At 67.6% G+C, this 15,714-nt stretch carries 18 protein-coding genes; 17 read left to right on the top strand and 1 reads right to left on the bottom strand.

Annotated features, from left to right (window positions below; genetic code table 11):
• Positions 1-84: 84 nt before the first annotated feature.
• The 7 genes from GGR11_RS14535 (at position 85) to GGR11_RS14505 (ending at position 5,068) form a co-directional block, all read left to right on the top strand.
• Entirely contained in the window at positions 85-378 is a 294-nt protein-coding gene (locus tag GGR11_RS14535) for a BufA1 family periplasmic bufferin-type metallophore (protein WP_183198133.1), read from the top strand.
• Positions 378-1,226 carry an MNIO family bufferin maturase gene (gene bufB / locus GGR11_RS14530; RefSeq protein WP_183198130.1) on the top strand — a complete coding sequence of 283 codons (849 nt, stop codon included), beginning with the start codon at positions 378-380 and terminating at the stop codon, positions 1,224-1,226. The genes GGR11_RS14535 and bufB overlap by 1 nt, the downstream gene beginning before the upstream one ends.
• Entirely contained in the window at positions 1,223-1,993 is a 771-nt protein-coding gene (locus GGR11_RS14525; RefSeq protein ID WP_183198129.1) for an HvfC/BufC family peptide modification chaperone, read from the top strand. Before bufB ends, GGR11_RS14525 begins: the two co-directional genes overlap by 4 nt.
• Positions 1,990-2,418: a DoxX family protein gene (locus GGR11_RS14520; protein WP_183198127.1), complete on the top strand. Its 429-nt coding sequence runs from the start codon at positions 1,990-1,992 to the stop codon at positions 2,416-2,418. Before GGR11_RS14525 ends, GGR11_RS14520 begins: the two co-directional genes overlap by 4 nt.
• A gap of 83 nt (positions 2,419-2,501) precedes the next feature.
• Complete coding sequence (locus GGR11_RS14515) at positions 2,502-3,776, top strand: NupC/NupG family nucleoside CNT transporter (RefSeq protein ID WP_183198125.1); 1,275 nt, start codon at positions 2,502-2,504, stop codon at positions 3,774-3,776.
• A gap of 26 nt (positions 3,777-3,802) precedes the next feature.
• A complete protein-coding gene (locus GGR11_RS14510) occupies positions 3,803-4,423 on the top strand; it encodes a glutathione S-transferase family protein (RefSeq protein WP_183198123.1) in 621 nt (206 codons plus the stop codon).
• Between the two features lie 6 nt (positions 4,424-4,429).
• Complete coding sequence (locus GGR11_RS14505) at positions 4,430-5,068, top strand: DUF1275 family protein (RefSeq protein ID WP_183198122.1); 639 nt, start codon at positions 4,430-4,432, stop codon at positions 5,066-5,068.
• Here GGR11_RS14505 and GGR11_RS14500 read toward each other — a convergent pair.
• Positions 5,052-5,486 carry a PaaI family thioesterase gene (locus tag GGR11_RS14500; RefSeq protein ID WP_183198120.1) on the bottom strand — a complete coding sequence of 145 codons (435 nt, stop codon included), beginning with the start codon at positions 5,484-5,486 and terminating at the stop codon, positions 5,052-5,054. The two genes, GGR11_RS14505 and GGR11_RS14500, sit on opposite strands and share 17 nt — an antisense overlap.
• 47 nt (positions 5,487-5,533) lie before the next feature.
• On the opposite strand from GGR11_RS14500, the gene GGR11_RS14495 reads away from it, so the two are divergent.
• The 10 genes from GGR11_RS14495 to flhA all read left to right on the top strand — a co-directional run bounded on the left by GGR11_RS14495 (position 5,534) and on the right by flhA (position 15,711).
• Positions 5,534-5,836: a DUF3253 domain-containing protein gene (locus GGR11_RS14495; protein ID WP_035305639.1), complete on the top strand. Its 303-nt coding sequence runs from the start codon at positions 5,534-5,536 to the stop codon at positions 5,834-5,836.
• A complete protein-coding gene (locus GGR11_RS14490) occupies positions 5,826-6,434 on the top strand; it encodes a uracil-DNA glycosylase family protein (protein ID WP_183198118.1) in 609 nt (202 codons plus the stop codon). The genes GGR11_RS14495 and GGR11_RS14490 overlap by 11 nt, the downstream gene beginning before the upstream one ends.
• The gene (locus GGR11_RS14485) at positions 6,431-7,474 is read left to right on the top strand and encodes an alpha/beta fold hydrolase (protein ID WP_183198116.1); all 1,044 of its coding nucleotides are present in this window, start codon (positions 6,431-6,433) and stop codon (positions 7,472-7,474) included. Before GGR11_RS14490 ends, GGR11_RS14485 begins: the two co-directional genes overlap by 4 nt.
• A gap of 96 nt (positions 7,475-7,570) precedes the next feature.
• A complete protein-coding gene (gene fliF, locus GGR11_RS14480) occupies positions 7,571-9,208 on the top strand; it encodes a flagellar basal-body MS-ring/collar protein FliF (RefSeq protein WP_183198494.1) in 1,638 nt (545 codons plus the stop codon).
• On the top strand, positions 9,208-10,242 hold the full coding sequence (gene fliG / locus GGR11_RS14475; protein ID WP_008262778.1) for a flagellar motor switch protein FliG: 1,035 nt from the start codon (positions 9,208-9,210) through the stop codon (positions 10,240-10,242). The genes fliF and fliG overlap by 1 nt, the downstream gene beginning before the upstream one ends.
• A 1-nt stretch (position 10,243) precedes the next feature.
• Complete coding sequence (locus tag GGR11_RS14470) at positions 10,244-10,891, top strand: FliH/SctL family protein (protein ID WP_183198114.1); 648 nt, start codon at positions 10,244-10,246, stop codon at positions 10,889-10,891.
• Positions 10,891-11,223, top strand: a complete 333-nt coding sequence (gene fliN / locus GGR11_RS14465; RefSeq protein ID WP_183198112.1) for a flagellar motor switch protein FliN — start codon at positions 10,891-10,893, stop codon at positions 11,221-11,223. Before GGR11_RS14470 ends, fliN begins: the two co-directional genes overlap by 1 nt.
• A gap of 69 nt (positions 11,224-11,292) precedes the next feature.
• Entirely contained in the window at positions 11,293-12,711 is a 1,419-nt protein-coding gene (gene flbD / locus GGR11_RS14460; RefSeq protein ID WP_035305627.1) for a sigma-54-dependent transcriptional regulator FlbD, read from the top strand.
• A 14-nt stretch (positions 12,712-12,725) separates the two neighbouring features.
• On the top strand, positions 12,726-13,610 hold the full coding sequence (bla, locus tag GGR11_RS14455; protein WP_183198110.1) for a class A beta-lactamase: 885 nt from the start codon (positions 12,726-12,728) through the stop codon (positions 13,608-13,610).
• A 7-nt stretch (positions 13,611-13,617) separates the two neighbouring features.
• Positions 13,618-15,711, top strand: a complete 2,094-nt coding sequence (gene flhA, locus GGR11_RS14450) for a flagellar biosynthesis protein FlhA (RefSeq protein ID WP_183198492.1) — start codon at positions 13,618-13,620, stop codon at positions 15,709-15,711.
• The last annotated feature ends 3 nt before the right edge of the window (positions 15,712-15,714 follow it).

Below are 15,714 nucleotides of genomic sequence, written 5' to 3'. Positions count from 1 at the left end.
CTCGTAACCTTCACCGCGCCGGGACCGAAACCTCTGCTGTCAGGCCGCTCCGCCCCGGACGGCTGTCACACAGGAAATCGTCCCATGAATATCTCCGCCAAGATCCTGGTCGGCGCCGGCGCCTTGCTGGCCCTGGGCGCCAACGCCGCCGCCGCGCAGAACCGGCCTACGGCCCAGCAGGAAAACGCCATGGAGAAATGCTATGGCGTGGCCAAGGCTGGCCAGAACGACTGCGCCGCCGGGCCCGGCACCACCTGCGCCGGCACCTCGGTGCGCGACTATCAGGGCAATGCCTGGAAACTGGTCGCCAAGGGCACCTGCGCCTCGATCCAGACGCCCAAGGGCCATGGCTCGCTGACCCCGATCGCGAACCGCTGATGCCCTCGCTTCCGACCGCCGGACTGGGTCTGAAGCCCCAGCACTATTCGGAGGCCGCGGCCTGTCCGGCGGCCGGAGCCCAGCGCGGCCTGTGGTTCGAGGTTCATCCCGAGAACTACATGGTCGCGGGCGGGCCCCGTCTGAGCTGGCTGGAGACGGTGCGCGCCGTTCGCCCGCTGTCGCTGCACGGGGTGGGCCTGTCCCTGGCTGGAGATGAACGCCCGGACCGCGAACATCTGGCCCGTTTCCGCGCCCTGATCGACCGGTTCGAGCCCTTTGTGGTGTCCGAACACCTAGCCTGGTCGCGGCGCGGCGGCGTCTATCATCCCGATCTACTGCCCGTCCCGCGCAGCCGCGAGATGCTGAACCTGGTGTGCGACCATGTCGACGAGGCGCAACAGGCCCTGGGGCGGCGGCTGCTGATCGAGAACCCGTCCGCCTATCTGGCCCTGGCCGGACATGAGTGGGACGAGGTCGAGTTTCTGGTCGAGATCGCCCGGCGGACCGGGTGCGGCCTGCTGATCGACGTCAACAATGTCCATGTCAGCGCCTCGAACATGGGCTTCTCCGCCGAGGCCTGGCTGGACGCCGTACCCGGCGAGCTGGTGGGCGAAATCCATCTGGCGGGTCATCGCCCCGATCCGGTCTGGGGCGAGGCCCTGCTGATCGACAGCCACGACGCCCCCGTGTCCGAGACCGTCTGGACGCTCTATGACCGTCTGATCGCGCGCATCGGCCCTCGGCCGACCCTGGTCGAGCGCGACGGCGATGTTCCCGAATTTCCGGTTCTTTTGATCGAACAGGCGCGCGCCGCCGCAGCGATGACCGCCGTGGAGGCCGTGGCGTGACCGGGTTTCACGCCGCTTTCGACAGGGCGCTGACCGGCGATCTGGAGCCTTTATGGCCGCACCTGGAGCCGGGCGACCGGACGCTGGGGGCGCTGGCCGTCTATCGCAACACGACGATCAAGGGGCGGATCGACGCCCTGGAAGCCAACTATCCCACCGTGTTGCAGATGGTCGGCGAGGACTGGTTCCGCGCCGCCGCCGCCGCCGCCGCCTTCGTCGCAGAACAGCCGGGCGATAGGCCGGTCCTGGTTGACTACGGCGCAGGCTTTCCCGACTGGCTGGCCCGCTTCGAGCCGGCGCGGGACATGACCTATCTGGCGCCCTGCGCCCGGCTGGACCGGGCCTGGACCCAGGCCCATCTCGCGGAGGATGTGGCGCCGTTAGAGGCGCAGGAGGCCGCCGCGCTCGGACCCGCCCTGGCGGGGGCGACGGCGGCTCTGCACCCATCGGTCCAGCTGTTCTGGTTCGAGTGGACGGCGCCCTCGCTCTGGCTCGCGCATCGCTATCCGTCCGCGGACGCGTCTCTTGAATGGCGGGCCGAGGCGGAAGGCCTGCTGGTGCATCGCTCGGGCGCCGAGGTGCAGGCGCGGCTGTTGAGTCGCGCGGAATGGGTCTTTCTGGACGCCTGCCGCCTCTACCGGCCGTTCGGCGTCGCTGCGGCTGCGGCCCAGGCCGCCGCGCCCGGCCTGGATCTGTCCGCTTTTTTCGCCGCCCTCATCGCGCTCGGCGTCTTCACCTCACCCTCGATCCCGAAGGACCGATCATGAACCGCATCGCGGATATTCACCGAAGCATCAGCGCCGCCGTACCCGAGGCCGGTCTCGCCCTGTTGCTGCGCGTGGGCGTCGCCACGCCCTTCTTCCTGTCGGGACGGACCAAGGTCGAGGGGCTGCTGACGATCACGCCTTCCACGCGCTACCTGTTCGCCGAGGAATACCGCCTGCCCCTGCTGGCGCCGGACCTGGCGGCGCATCTGGCGACCTATTCCGAACATCTGGCGCCGATCCTGCTGGTGCTGGGTCTGGCGACCCGGCCGGCGGCGGCGGGCCTGCTGTTCATGACCCTGGTGATCCAGCTCTTCGTCGAGCCGGGCGGGTGGCCTGTCCACCTGCTTTGGGCCGGACCGCTGGCCTATCTGATCGCGCGCGGGCCGGGTGCGATCAGTCTGGACCGTGTGCTGAAGATCGACTGATACGCGCACGCCCCTTGTCAGCCGCGTCACTTTGTCCTTGAAGCGGATGAAGCCGGCGCGGGCCGGTCAGGGATCCGTCTTTCATGTTCAGCCTTCTGAACCTCCAGAGCCTGTTGGGCCTGGTCGTCATCATCGCCCTGTGCTGGGCGATTTCGGAGAACCGGCGGGTCTTTCCCTGGAAGCTGGCCCTGGGCGCCGTGGCGGTTCAGGCGGGGCTGGTGCTGGCGTTGTTCGGGATTCCGGGGTCGCGCACAGTGCTGGCGGCGGTGACGGGCGCTATCGACGGGCTGGCGGTTGCGACGGCCCAGGGGACGCGGTTCGTGTTCGGCTATCTGGCCGGCGGGGATCAGCCCTATGCCGTCCAGAACGAGGGGGCTCTGTTCACCTTCGCCTTCAACGTCCTGCCGCTGATCATGGTGATCTCGGCGCTGTCGGCCCTGTTGTGGCACTGGAAGATCCTGAAGTGGTTGATCCGCGGCTTCGGCCTGCTGTTCCAGCGCACCATGGGCCTGGGCGGCGCCTCGGCCCTGGCGGTGGCGGCCAACATCTTTCTGGGCACGATCGAGAGCCCCATCGTCATCAAGGCCTATCTAGACAAGCTGAGCCGGTCCGAAATCTTCCTGATGATGACGGTGGGTCTGGCGACGGTCGCCGGCTCGACCATGGTCGCCTACGCCAGCATCCTGTCCCAGACCCTGCCCAACGCCGCCGGCCACGTTCTGGTCGCCTCCATCGTCTCCGCCCCGGCCGGGGTGCTGCTGGCGCGGATCATCGTGCCCGAACCGGACAAGGAGGCCATCCAGTCGATCAGCTATGACTCGGCCCTGAAGTACGACAGCGCCATCGACGCCATCTCAAAGGGCACCTCGGACGGCCTGATGGTGGTGCTGAACATCTCGGCGGTGCTGATCGTCTTCGTGGCCCTGGTGGCCCTGGTCAACATCATGCTGGGCGGGTTCATCGTCTTCGGCGAGCCCCTGACGGTCGAGCGGATCCTGGGCGTCCTGTTCACCCCGTTCGCCTGGCTGATCGGGATTGAGGCGCGCGAGGCGGCTCTGGGCGGCTGGCTGCTGGGCGTCAAACTGACCCTGACCGAATTCGTGGCCTTCATCGACCTGGGCAAGATCCCGGCCGAGGCCATGACGGAGCGGACGCGGATGCTGATGACCTACGCCCTGTGCGGCTTCGCCAATATCGGCTCGGTCGGCATCACCGTGACCGGCCTGTCGGTGCTGATGCCCGAACGCCGCCATGAAGTGCTGAGCCTGATCTGGAAGGCCCTGTTCGCCGGCTTCATGGCCACCCTGATGAGCGCGGCCGTCGTCGGCGCCTTGCCAGCGGCGGTGTTCGGGCAGTAGGTTTTTCAAAAGAACGGAGGCGTCCGATGAAGCTCTACACCTCGCACCGCGCGCCCAATCCGCGCCGGGTCCGCTGGGTCATGGCCGAGAAGGGCGTCGAGGACGTCGAACTGGTCGAGGTCGACATCCTGACCGGTGATCACAAGAAGCCGGAATATCGCGACAAGGTCGGGGTGCCCCACCTGCCAGCGCTGGAGCTGGACGACGGCACGACCATTTCGGAATCCGTGGCCATCGGCCGCTACCTGGAGGCCCTGTATCCGGAACCCAATCTGTTCGGTCGCGATGCGCGCGAACAGGCGGTGGTCGAGATGTGGACCCGCCGGTGCGAATTCTATCTGTCCAACCCGATCATGCTGAACGTGCGCCACTCGCATCCGGCCCTGGCGGCGCTGGAGGCGGTGCAGATTCCGCAGGTGGCCGACTACAACCGGCTGTCGGCAGAGCGGTTCATGAAGACCCTGGACCGGCATCTGGCCGAGCGGGAGTTCATCGCCCTGGACCGGTTCACCATCGCCGACATCGTCGCGGTGGTCGGCCTGGATTTCGCGCGGATGGTTCGCTATCGCCCCCCGGCAGAGTTCGAGAACCTGCACCGCTGGTTCGACGCCTGCCGAGACCGACCGGCGGCCAAGGCCGGGGTCTGAACGGCCTTGCGGTTGCTGACGCCGTCGGATCGTTGGCTGGCCCTGCTGCTGGCGGGGTTGGCGGGCTATGTGGACAGTCTGGGCTTTCTGCATCTGGGCGGCGTCTTCGTCTCCTTCATGAGCGGAAACTCTACCCGGTTCGCCGCCAGCGTGGCCGAGGGACAGTGGCCGGCGGCGGCGCATCTGGCCGCCATACTCGGCCTGTTCGTTCTGGGATCCTTCGCCGGCGCCCTGGTCGCGGGCGGCGAGGACGCACGCTCGCGTAGTCGGGTGCTGATGTTTGAGGCCTTGCTGCTGACGTTGGCCGCCGCCGCGGCGGGCGCGGGGCTGACGCCTGCCGCCGTCGGCCTGATGGTCATGGCCATGGGCGCCGAGAATTCGGTCTTCCTGAGAAACGGGGAGGTCGGGGTCAGCCTGACCTATATGACCGGAACCCTGGTCAAGCTGGGGCAGGCCTTGGCAGGCGCAGTAAAGGGCGGGGACCGATACGCCTACAAAGCCTATCTGACCCTGTGGGCAGGGCTGAGCTTCGGGGCGGTGCTGGGCGCCCTGACCTTCGGCCGTCTGGGACTGGCGGCCCTCTGGCCCGCCGCCGGATTCGCCCTGCTGATGGCCCTGATGGTGCGGCTCAACCGCGCGGCGTGAACTTGCGGATGACGCCCGAGAAGGTCATCAGCAGCCGCTCCCCCGTGTTGATCTGGCCGCGCACGAAGATCAGGCTCTTGCCCGCCTTGGTGACCTGGCCGGTCGCCTCGATCAGTTCGCCGACATAGGCGCCGTCGATGAAGGTGGAGTCCAGCTGGACCGTGACGCCCGAGGCGCCCTCCATCTCCTGATAGGCGATCTGGAACATGGCGATGTCGGCGAAGGTCATCAGACATCCGCCATGCATCCGCCCGCCGGCGTTCATGTGTTTCTGTTCGGCGCGGAAGGCGCAGCGCATGTGGCCGTCCGGGTCCAGTCGGCCGTAGAAGGGGCCCACCACCACGTCGAAGGTGTCGTGGAGGTCATAGGTCTGCCAGCCGGCGAATTCGCCCTCGGTGACGGTGATTTTCTTCGGCATGACGACTCGGCCTTACTTCTGGTCTCGCTGTGCAGCATATAGGCGCAATGAGCGATCCGATCGAAACCGCAATCCTGAACAAAATCGCCGGGCTGGAGCCCGGCAAGAGCATCGAGCCGGCGGAAGTGGCCAAAGAGCTACAGCCGGAGCAGTGGCAGCGCATGCTGCCCAAGGTGCGCGCCCTCGCCCTGAGCCTGATGCGCCAGGGCAAGCTGACCATCACCAAGAAGGGCAAGCCGGTCGATCCGGACAATTTCCGAGGGGTGACGCGTCTGCGCCAGCCGACCGAGGAAGAGACGGCCCTGGCGCTGAGCCGCCGTCCGCCGGTCGTCGAGGATGATGACGACTGATCTCGACGCAGTCCTGAGCGACATCCGCGCCTGCCGCGCCTGTGCGGGCATGCTGCCGCATACGCCGCGCCCGGTGGTGCGGGTATTTCCCGAGACGCGGCTGCTGATCTGCGGCCAGGCGCCGGGGCGGCGGGTGCATGAAAGCGGCCTGCCGTTCACCGATCCGTCGGGCGACCGGCTGCGCGACTGGATGGGGGTGGATTACGACACCTTCTACGCCGACCGTCGCATCGGGGTGGCGGCCCAGGCCTTCTGCTATCCGGGCACGGCGCCGAAAGGCGGCGACTATCCCCCGCCGAGCCGGTGCGCCGACCTGTGGCGGCCGTCGTTGCTGGAGGCGCTGCCGCAGATGGAGCTGACCCTGCTGGTCGGCGGCTACGCCCAGGCCTGGGCGCTGGGTGACCGGGCGAAGCGGAACATGACCGAGACGGTGCGAGCCTGGCGGGACTATGCGCCGGACCTGCTGGTGCTGCCGCATCCGTCGTGGCGCAATACGGCCTGGCTGCGGAAGAACCCCTGGTTCGAGGCCGAGGTGGTTCCCTATCTGCGAGATCGGGTGTGTTCGATCTTAACGTCCCCCGCAAGGCTGTGCGCATGAAACCCGTGTTCCCCGTCGCCGCGCTCGCTTTGACTTTGGTGACGGCTGCCTGCGCCACGCCCCATGTCCAGCCGCCCATGACGCCGCCGCCGGGTTTCGTCGGCGCCCACGTCGAGGATCGCGCCCTGGTCATGTCGGACGGGGCGCGGCTGCCCTATCTGCGCTGGGGGCCGGCCGGTCAGGCGCCCTGGGCGGTGATCGTGGCCTTGCACGGGATGAACGACCACGACGCCAGCTTCCGCCTGGCGGGGCCCTGGTGGGCCGAACAGGGGATCGAGACCTGGTCCTATGACCAGCGGGGCTTCGGCGCGGCGCCGGGGCGGGGCGTCTGGGCTGGGCAGGCGCGGATGACCGACGACCTGCGCGAGGTCACGGCCCTGGCCCGCGCCCGCTATCCGAACGCCGTCATCGCCGTGGTGGGCGAGAGCATGGGCGGATCGGTGGCGGCGGCCGCCTTCGGTTCAGACAATCCGCCGGACGCCGACCGGCTGGTGCTGCTGGCGCCGGGGGTCTGGGGGTGGTCGACCCAGGGGCCGCTGAACAGCGTGGCCCTGAACATCGCGGCGCGCGCGCTCGGCGATGTGGCGCTGGAGCCGCCCGAGTTCATCACCCGCGACATCCACGCCTCCAGCAATACGCTGGAGCTGATCCGCAACGGGCGTGATCCGATGAGCATTCTCGCGACCCGGTTCGACACCGTCTATGGCCTGGTCGATCTGATGGAGACGGCGTCGCGCAGCCTGGGCCGCATCCGGGGCGCCGCCGTGTTGATGTATGGCGCGCACGACGAGATCGTGAAGCGGGGGCCGATGCGTCTGGCCCTGGAGCGGGCGCAGGCTGACGGCGGCGCCCTGAAGACGGCCTGGTATCCGAACGGCTGGCATCTGCTGAACCGCGATCTGGACGCCGAGATCGTTTACCGGGACGTCGCCGCCTGGCTGAAAAATCCCGACGCGGCGTTGCCGTCGGGCGCGCCCGCGGTGCTGCCGGAGCTGGAGAAGCCGGCCGCTCCCGATGGCCGAGCGGCGAGCTGGCGGTGACCCCGTAAACGTCTCTTAACGTGACGTTTACCATCCAGGCGGCATTTTCTGCCTAGCGGGGCGTCAGTGTCTCCCGCGAGTTTGGGGCGGGAACGCGTGGGCGGCTTTACGGCGGCGTTGCAGAAGTTCGGGATCGGTCGTCTGGCTGCGGTCCTCGGCGTCGCCGCAGGCGTGACCGCCGTGCTGGTGGCCGTCATGCTGCGCATGGGCCAGGCCCCGGACGCCCTGCTGTATTCCAACTTGGATCTGCGTGAGGCCGGGGAGATCACCTCGGCCCTGCAACAGGCCGGCATCAAATACACCTCCAAGGGCGACGGCTCGACCGTGATGGTGAACCGCGACGACGTCGGCACTGCGCGGATGCTGATTGCGGAAAAGGGTCTCGTGACTTCGGGATCCGTCGGTTACGAAATCTTCGACAACCAGTCGGTGCTGGGTCAGACCGAATTCCAGCAGCAGTTGAACGAGCAGCGCGCCCTTCAGGGCGAGCTGTCACGCACCATCATGTCCATGCGCGGCATCACCGCCGCTCGCGTCCACATCACCATGCCGCGTCGCGAGATGTTCACCGCTGCGGCCGGAGATCCCACAGCGGCCGTTCTGGTCGGGCTGGGCGGTCGGGATCTGACGCCGGACCAGGTGCGGGCGATCCGCAACCTGGTGGCCTCGTCCGTGCCGAACCTGAAGCCTGACCGCGTCACCGTCGCCGATCAGAACAACCGCACCCTGGCGGCCGGGTCCGATGACGGAACCTTCTCGTCCGCCTCGGCCGCCGAAACCAAGGGCAATACCGAGGCCCAGTTGCAGGCGCGGATCAAGGATATCGTCGAGGGTGTCGTCGGCATCGGCGCTGCGCGGGTTCAGGTCACGGCCGATATCGATCAGAGCCGCTCGACTACCCAGGAGCAGAAGTTCGATCCGGACGGCCAAGTGGTGCGCTCGACCACGGCCAACGGCTCGCAATCGTCGGATACGACGGGCGACGCCAACGGCGGCGTCACCGCCGCCAACAACATCCCCGGCGGCGCGCCGCCCGCCACCTCCCCCGCCGGCGCGACCAGCGCTGAAAACGCCGAGACCACCAACTACGAAATCTCGAACACCACCACGACCACGACCAAGGAGCCGGGCGAGGTCAAGAAACTGGCGGTCGCCGTGGCGGTCGACGGCAAGTGGACGCCTGCCGCCGACGGCAAGGGCGAAGCGACCTATGCGCCGCGCAGCGCCCAGGAAATCGCCCAGATCAAGTCTCTGGTGGCCGCCGCCGCCGGCATCGACGAGGCGCGGGGCGACAAGATCGAGGTGATCAACGTCCGCTTCAACCACGACACCGGCATCGCCGGCGGCCTGGAAGGCAAGTCCTCGCTGCTGGACTTCTCGCGCACCGACGTCATGCGGCTGATCGAACTGGGCATCCTGGCCGTCGTGGCGCTGCTGCTGATCTTCTTCGTGCTGCGTCCGCTTCTGAAGACGGCGGGCGGCGGGGCGCCTGGGGGTCTGGCCGCAACCCCCGCCGGTCTGCCCGTGGCCACGGTGACGACGACCGTCATCGGCGCCGACGGTCAGCCGCAGTTGGTGCAACTGCCGGCCCCGAACGAGATGGATCAGAAAATCGACATCGCCCGTATCGAGGGTCAGGTGAAGGCGTCCTCGGTCAAGAAGGTCGCGGATTTCGTCCAGGCGCACCCGGATGAGGCCGCCGGGATCCTGCGCAACTGGGTGGCCGAAGGCTGATGGCCAAGCTCGTGACCAAGAAGCTGTCGATCGACGATCCCAACAAGCTGACGGGGCCTGAAAAGGCGGCCGTCATCCTGCTGGCTCTGGGCGAGGAGCACACAGCCCTGTGGGAACGGCTGGACGACGAGGAAGTCAAGGAGATCTCCCAGGCCATGGCCACCCTGGGCAATGTCACCGCCGAGGCGGTCGAGGCCCTGATGATCGAATTCGTCTCGGGCCTGGCCGGCTCGGGCTCGGTCATGGGCAGTTACGAACAGACCCAGAGGCTGCTGGCCGCCTTCCTGCCCAAGGACCGCGTCGATGGCCTGATGGAGGAGATCCGGGGTCCGGCCGGCCGGACCATGTGGGACAAGCTGGGCAATGTGAACGAGGCGGTTCTCGCCAACTATCTGAAGAACGAATACCCGCAGACCGTCGCCGTCATCCTGTCCAAGGTGCGTTCGGACCACGCCGCCCGCGTGCTGACCGCACTGCCGGAAGATTTCGCCCTGGAATGCGTGCAGCGGATGCTGCGCATGGAGCCGGTCCAGCGCGAGATCCTGGACAAGATCGAGGCGACCCTGCGAACCGAATTCATGTCGAACCTGGCGCGCACCTCCAAGCGCGACAGCCACGAGATGATGGCCGACATCTTCAACAGTTTCGATCGCCAGACCGAGGCGCGCTTCATCGGCGCCCTGGAAGAGCGCAGCCGCGAATCCGCCGAACGGATCCGCGCCCTGATGTTCGTGTTCGAGGATCTGTCCAAGCTGGACCCCGGCGGCGTCCAGACTCTGCTGCGGGCTGTGGACAAGGACTCCCTGGGCCTGGCCCTGAAGGGCGCGTCGGAGCCGCTTCGCGAGATGTTCTTCTCCAACATGTCCGAACGCGCCTCCAAGATCATGCGCGAGGACATGGAATCCATGGGGCCGGTCCGGCTGAAGGACGTCGACACCGCTCAGATGGCCATGGTGCAGGTGGCCAAGGATCTGGCCGCCCGCGGCGAGATCATGCTGGCCGGCCAGGGCACCGACGACGAGTTGATCTACTGACATGAGCACTCCCTTCGCCTTCGATACCGAGTTCGACGCCGACGGTTCGGTGGTGCGCGAAAGCACCTGGAAGCCGACCAAGCGCAGCTATCTGCCGGCCGAGGTGGACGCCCTGGTCGCCCATGCGCAGCTCGAGGCGCGCCAGCAGGCGCTGAACGAGATCGAGAACATCCGGGCCATGGCTCTGACCAATATCGCTCAGGGCGTGGCGGCGGCCTTGCCCTCGCTGAGGAACGTGGCCCAGACGCATCGCGAACAGTCGGCCGACCTGGCCCTGGCCGCCGCCCGGGCCATCGGCGGCGCGGCGCTGGAGCGTTTCCCCCAGGCCCCCTTGCGCGCCGCCCTTGAGGCGCTGGCCCAGGAGATCGACGCTTCGCCGCGTCTGGTCGTGCGTGCAGCCGGTCTGGACGACGAGGGCCGCGCCCAGATCGAGCGGGCCTGCGCCGACAGCGGTTTCACTGGCGTCGTCGCCTTCCGGGACGAGCCGGGCATGGGTTTTGCGGCCTTCCAGCTGGAATGGGCCGATGGTCGCGCCGACCATGATCCGGAAGGCTCGGCCACACGCGTGGCCGAAGCCCTGACCGCCGCCCTGGCCGCCGAGGCCGGGCATGCCGAACCCCCTATCAATGCTGACCGGAGTGATTTCTGATGGCCTCCGACGATCTTTCGCTCGAGGAATTCCCGGACTCCACCGCCCTGGCCATGGTCGATGATCATGGCGACAAGACCGCCGCCGACCTGGCCACGGTCTTCGAGGTGCCGGTGAACATCTCGGCCGTGCTGGGCAAGTCGCACATGTCGGTGGCCCAGTTGCTGAAGCTGAACAAGGGGTCGGTGCTGGAGCTGGACCGCAAGGTCGGCGAGGCCATCGACATCTTCGTCAACAACCGTCTGATCGCGCGCGGCGAGGTCGTCGTCGTCGACGACCGGCTGGGCGTGACCATGACGGAAATCATCAAGACCGAGGACTCGGGGAGCTGAGGCGACGCCGCGCAGGCTCTGCGCGGCGGAACGACAGCGACCCGGATGAAAGTTTAGAGGAGAAGAACAATGCGTCTTCTGGTGGTAGGCAGACTGAGCGGACAGCTCGCTTCGGCGGTAAAGATGGCCATGGCGCACGGCGCCAAGGTCAGCCACGTGGAGCGCGCGGATCAGGCGACGGAGCAACTGCGACGAGGGCAGGGCGCCGACCTGCTGATGGTCGATTACCAGCTCGACATCGCCGCCCTGATCGCCGCGAACGAGGCCGAACGGATCACGGTGCCGGTGGTGGCCTTCGGCGTTGACGCCGATGCGCGCGAGGCCGCGGCGGCGATCAAGGCGGGGGCCAAGGAATTCATTCCCCTGCCGCCCGACGCGGAACTGATCGCCGCCGTCCTGGCCGCTGTCGCGGACGACGAGAAGCCGATGATCTCGGCCGATCCGTCGATGAAGGCGGTGCTGCAGCTGGCCGACCAGGTGGCGCGCTCGGAAGCCTCGATCCTGATCACCGGCGAAAGCGGCGTCGGCAAGGAGGTGATGGCGCGCTACATGCACGACAATTCGCGCCGGTCGGAACGCCCCTTCATCAGCGTCAACTGCGCCGCCATTCCCGATAACCTGCTGGAATCCGAACTGTTCGGGCACGAGAAGGGCGCCTTCACCGGCGCCGTCGCGCGCCGGATCGGCAAGTTCGAAGAGGCCGACGGCGGCACCCTGCTGCTGGACGAAATCTCGGAGATGGACGCCCGGCTTCAGGCCAAGCTGCTGCGCGCGATCCAGGAACGGGTCATCGACCGCGTCGGCGGCTCCAAGCCGGTGTCGGTCAATATCCGCATCATCGCCACGTCCAACCGCGACCTGGCCCGCGCCGTGTCGGAAGGCACGTTCCGCGAAGACCTGCTGTACCGGCTGAACGTCGTCAATCTGCGCCTGCCGGCCCTGCGCGAGCGGCCGGGCGACATCGGGGTTCTGGCCGAACATTTCATCAAGAAATACGCCGCCGCCAACGGCGTGCCGGTTCGGCCGATCTCGGCGCGCGCACGCCAAGCCATCAGCGCCCACCGCTGGCCCGGCAACGTCCGTGAGCTGGAAAACGCCATGCACCGGGCGGTGCTGCTGGCGACCGGGCCGGAGATCGACGTCGACGCCATCCGCCTGCCGGACGGTCAGCCCCTGACCCCGGCTTCGGGCATGATGGGCGCGGCCTCGACGGGTCAGGAAAACCCCTACGGCGGCGGCGTCGCGGCGCGGGCGGCCCAGGCGGCCGATGCGGTGACGCGCAGCTTCGTCGGTCAGACGGTGGCGGCGATGGAGAAGACCCTGATCCTGGACACCCTGACCCACTGCCTGGGCAACCGGACCCATGCGGCCAACATCCTGGGCATCTCGATCCGCACCCTGCGCAACAAGCTGAACGAATACGCCGACGAGGGCACGACCATCCCGGCGCCCCAGTCGGGCGTCTCCGCCTCGGGCTACGCAGCCTGAGCATGGGGCGCGGTGTGGACAGACGGAAGCTGATCGCCGGCGCCGGTGCGCTGGGCCTTGCCGCCTGCACCCCGCGCACACAGGACGAAATCCCGGCCGAAAAGGCGCCGGACTTCTTCCTGAACGATCTTGAGGCGCGTCACGGCGGCCGGCTCGGCGTCGCGGCCCTGGACGTCGGCAGCGGCAGGCGCGTGCTGTGGCGCGGCCAGGAGCGGTTCGCCTTCTGCTCGACGTTCAAGGCCTTTCTGGCCGCCGCCACCCTGGAGCGGGTGCAGCGCGACGAGGAGAGCCTGGATCGCGCCGTCGCCATCACCCGCGCCGATATGATCCCCCATGCGCCGGTGACCGAAAAGGCCGTCGGCCGCACGCTGACGATCCGCGAACTGATGCAGGCGGCGGTGGAGGTCAGCGACAATCCGGCGGCCAACATCCTGATCCGCGAAATGGGCGGAATCGCCGTATGGCGTTCGTGGTGGCCGACCTTCGGCGACACCACCACCGTCATCTCGCGACTGGAGCCGGATCTGAACACCGCCCTGCCCAACGATCCGCGCGACACCTGCCTGCCCGAGCAGACGCTGGCCAATATCCGCGAGATGGCGTTCAGCGAGCGGCTGACGCCGGAGAACGACGCCATGCTTCACGGCTGGCTGACGGCCTCCCCGACCGGTCCGAACCGGATCAAGGCCGCCGCGCCCGAAGGCTGGACCGTGGCCCACAAGACCGGGACCGGCGCCAACGGCACGGCCAATGACATCGCCATGCTGACGCCGTTGAGCGGTTCGCCGGTCATCATCGCCGCCTATTTCACCGGCGCGACCGAGGCGACCGACGATCAGCGCGACGCCGTGATCGCCGAGGCGACCCGCCGCGCCCTGAAGGCGCTGGGCCGTGACTGATACGCCCATGATGATGAAAGACGGCATGGCGCGCCCCACCGGGCGCGACGTTCTGGGCTGGGTAAACCGCGGCGAAGTGCTGATGGCCGTCGGCGTGATCGGCGTGATCATGCTGCTGATCCTGCCGGTCCCGAAGATGCTTCTGGACCTGCTGCTGGCGATTTCGCTGGTGTCCAGCGTGCTGATCCTGATGACGGCCGTGATGATGAAGCGGCCGTTGGACTTCGCCATCTTCCCGACGGTCCTGCTGGTCTCGACCCTGTTCCGCCTGGGCCTGAACCTGGCCTCGACGCGCCTGATCCTGACCCACGGCCAGGAAGGCCACGACGCGGCGGGTCAGGTCATCAACGCCTTCGGCCAGCTGATGATGGGCGGCAACTTCATCATCGGGGTGATCATCTTCGCCATCATCCTGGTGGTGAACTTCGTCGTCATCACCAAGGGTTCGACCCGGATCGCCGAGGTCTCGGCCCGCTTCACCCTGGACTCCATGCCGGGCAAGCAGATGGCCATCGACGCCGATCTGTCGTCGGGCCTGATCACCGAGGATCAGGCCAAGCTGCGCCGCAAGGAACTGGAGCAGGAATCGACCTTCTTCGGCGCCATGGACGGCGCGTCCAAGTTCGTGCGCGGCGACGCCGTGGCCGGTCTGATCATCACCTTCATCAACGCCATCGGCGGCATCCTGATCGGGACCTTGCAGCATGGCATGCCGGCGATGGAGGCTGCCAACACCTATGTGCAGCTGACCATCGGCGACGGTCTGGTGACGCAGGTGCCGGCCATCATCATCTCGATCGCCGCGGGCTTCCTGGTGTCCAAGGCAGGCGTCGAGGGCACGGCGGACAAGGCCATGGTGACCCAGCTGGCGACCAACCCGGTGTCGCTGGGCGTTGTGTCCGGCGCCGCCGGCCTGATCGGCCTGATCCCCGGCATGCCGCTGATCCCCTTCGCCGCCTTGGCGATCGGTTCGGGCTTCATGGCCTGGAAACTGGGACGCAGCCGGCTGAAGCCGCAACCGACGGAGGCCGAGGTCGCTGCTGCGGCCAAGCCCAAGGAGGAGGTCGAAGAGCCCATCTCCAGCATTCTGACCATCGACGAGGTGAAGATCGAGCTGGGCTATTCGTTGCTCAGCCTGATCAATGATCTGGAGGGGCGTCGCCTGACCGACCAGATCAAGGCCCTGCGCCGGTCGTTGGCCCAGGAATATGGCTTCGTCATCCCCCAGGTGCGCATCCTCGACAATATGCGCCTGCCGACCCAGGGCTACGCCATCCGCATCAAGGAGATGGACGCCGGGGCGGGCGAGGTGCGTCTGGGCCATCTGATGGCGATGGATCCCGCCGGCCGCCAGGTGGAGCTGCCGGGCGAGCACATGCGCGAACCCGCCTTCGGCTTGCCGGCCACCTGGATCAACGAGAACCTGCGCGAGGAAGCCACCTTCCACGGCTACACCCTGGTCGATCCCTCGACGGTGCTGACGACCCACCTGACGGAGATCCTGAAGGAGAACATGGCCGACCTGCTGTCCTACAGCGAGGTGCAGAAGCTGCTGAAGGAACTGGGGGTCGAGGAGAAGAAGCTGGTCGAGGAACTGATCCCCAGCGTCGTCACCGTCACCACCCTGCAGCGGGTGCTGCAGGCGCTGCTGCGCGAAAAGGTCTCGATCCGCGACCTGCCGGCGATCCTGGAGGGCCTGGCCGAGGCGGCGCCCCACAGCACGAGCGTCACCACCCTGGTCGAACACGTCCGCGCCCGCCTGGCTCGCCAGCTGTGCTGGCAGCACCAGGGCGGCGACGGCGCCCTGCCCATCGTCACCCTGTCGCCTGAGTGGGAAAGCGCCTTCGCCGAGAGCCTGGTCGGCGGCGGCGAGGACAAGCAACTGGCCATGGCGCCGTCACGGCTTCAGGACTTCATCCGCTCCGTGCGCGAGACCTTCGAACGGATCGCCATGTCGGGCGAAAACCCCGTCCTGCTGACCGGACCCCAGACCCGCCCCTATGTCCGCTCGATCATCGAGCGTTTCCGGGGGCAGACCGTGGTGATGAGCCAGAACGAAATCCATCCCCGCGCCAAGCTGCGCACCTTGGGGCAGGTTTAGGGT

The sequence above is a fragment of the Brevundimonas mediterranea genome (assembly GCF_014196125.1).
GTDB lineage: Bacteria > Pseudomonadota > Alphaproteobacteria > Caulobacterales > Caulobacteraceae > Brevundimonas > Brevundimonas mediterranea.
This window is presented reverse-complemented; position numbering and strand designations above follow the sequence as displayed.

Excerpts from the sequence above, each read along its gene's own strand:
- GGR11_RS14535 (WP_183198133.1), top strand. The coding sequence starts at position 85 with ATGAATATCTCCGCCAAGATCCTGGTCGGCGCCGGCGCCTTGCTGGCC.
- bufB (WP_183198130.1), top strand. The coding sequence starts at position 378 with ATGCCCTCGCTTCCGACCGCCGGACTGGGTCTGAAGCCCCAGCACTAT.
- GGR11_RS14520 (WP_183198127.1), top strand. The coding sequence starts at position 1,990 with ATGAACCGCATCGCGGATATTCACCGAAGCATCAGCGCCGCCGTACCC.
- GGR11_RS14515 (WP_183198125.1), top strand. The coding sequence starts at position 2,502 with ATGTTCAGCCTTCTGAACCTCCAGAGCCTGTTGGGCCTGGTCGTCATC.
- GGR11_RS14510 (WP_183198123.1), top strand. The coding sequence starts at position 3,803 with ATGAAGCTCTACACCTCGCACCGCGCGCCCAATCCGCGCCGGGTCCGC.
- GGR11_RS14500 (WP_183198120.1), bottom strand. The coding sequence starts at position 5,486 with ATGCCGAAGAAAATCACCGTCACCGAGGGCGAATTCGCCGGCTGGCAG.
- GGR11_RS14495 (WP_035305639.1), top strand. The coding sequence starts at position 5,534 with ATGAGCGATCCGATCGAAACCGCAATCCTGAACAAAATCGCCGGGCTG.
- GGR11_RS14490 (WP_183198118.1), top strand. The coding sequence starts at position 5,826 with ATGACGACTGATCTCGACGCAGTCCTGAGCGACATCCGCGCCTGCCGC.
- GGR11_RS14485 (WP_183198116.1), top strand. The coding sequence starts at position 6,431 with ATGAAACCCGTGTTCCCCGTCGCCGCGCTCGCTTTGACTTTGGTGACG.
- fliG (WP_008262778.1), top strand. The coding sequence starts at position 9,208 with ATGGCCAAGCTCGTGACCAAGAAGCTGTCGATCGACGATCCCAACAAG.
- GGR11_RS14470 (WP_183198114.1), top strand. The coding sequence starts at position 10,244 with ATGAGCACTCCCTTCGCCTTCGATACCGAGTTCGACGCCGACGGTTCG.
- fliN (WP_183198112.1), top strand. The coding sequence starts at position 10,891 with ATGGCCTCCGACGATCTTTCGCTCGAGGAATTCCCGGACTCCACCGCC.
- flbD (WP_035305627.1), top strand. The coding sequence starts at position 11,293 with ATGCGTCTTCTGGTGGTAGGCAGACTGAGCGGACAGCTCGCTTCGGCG.
- flhA (WP_183198492.1), top strand. The coding sequence starts at position 13,618 with ATGATGATGAAAGACGGCATGGCGCGCCCCACCGGGCGCGACGTTCTG.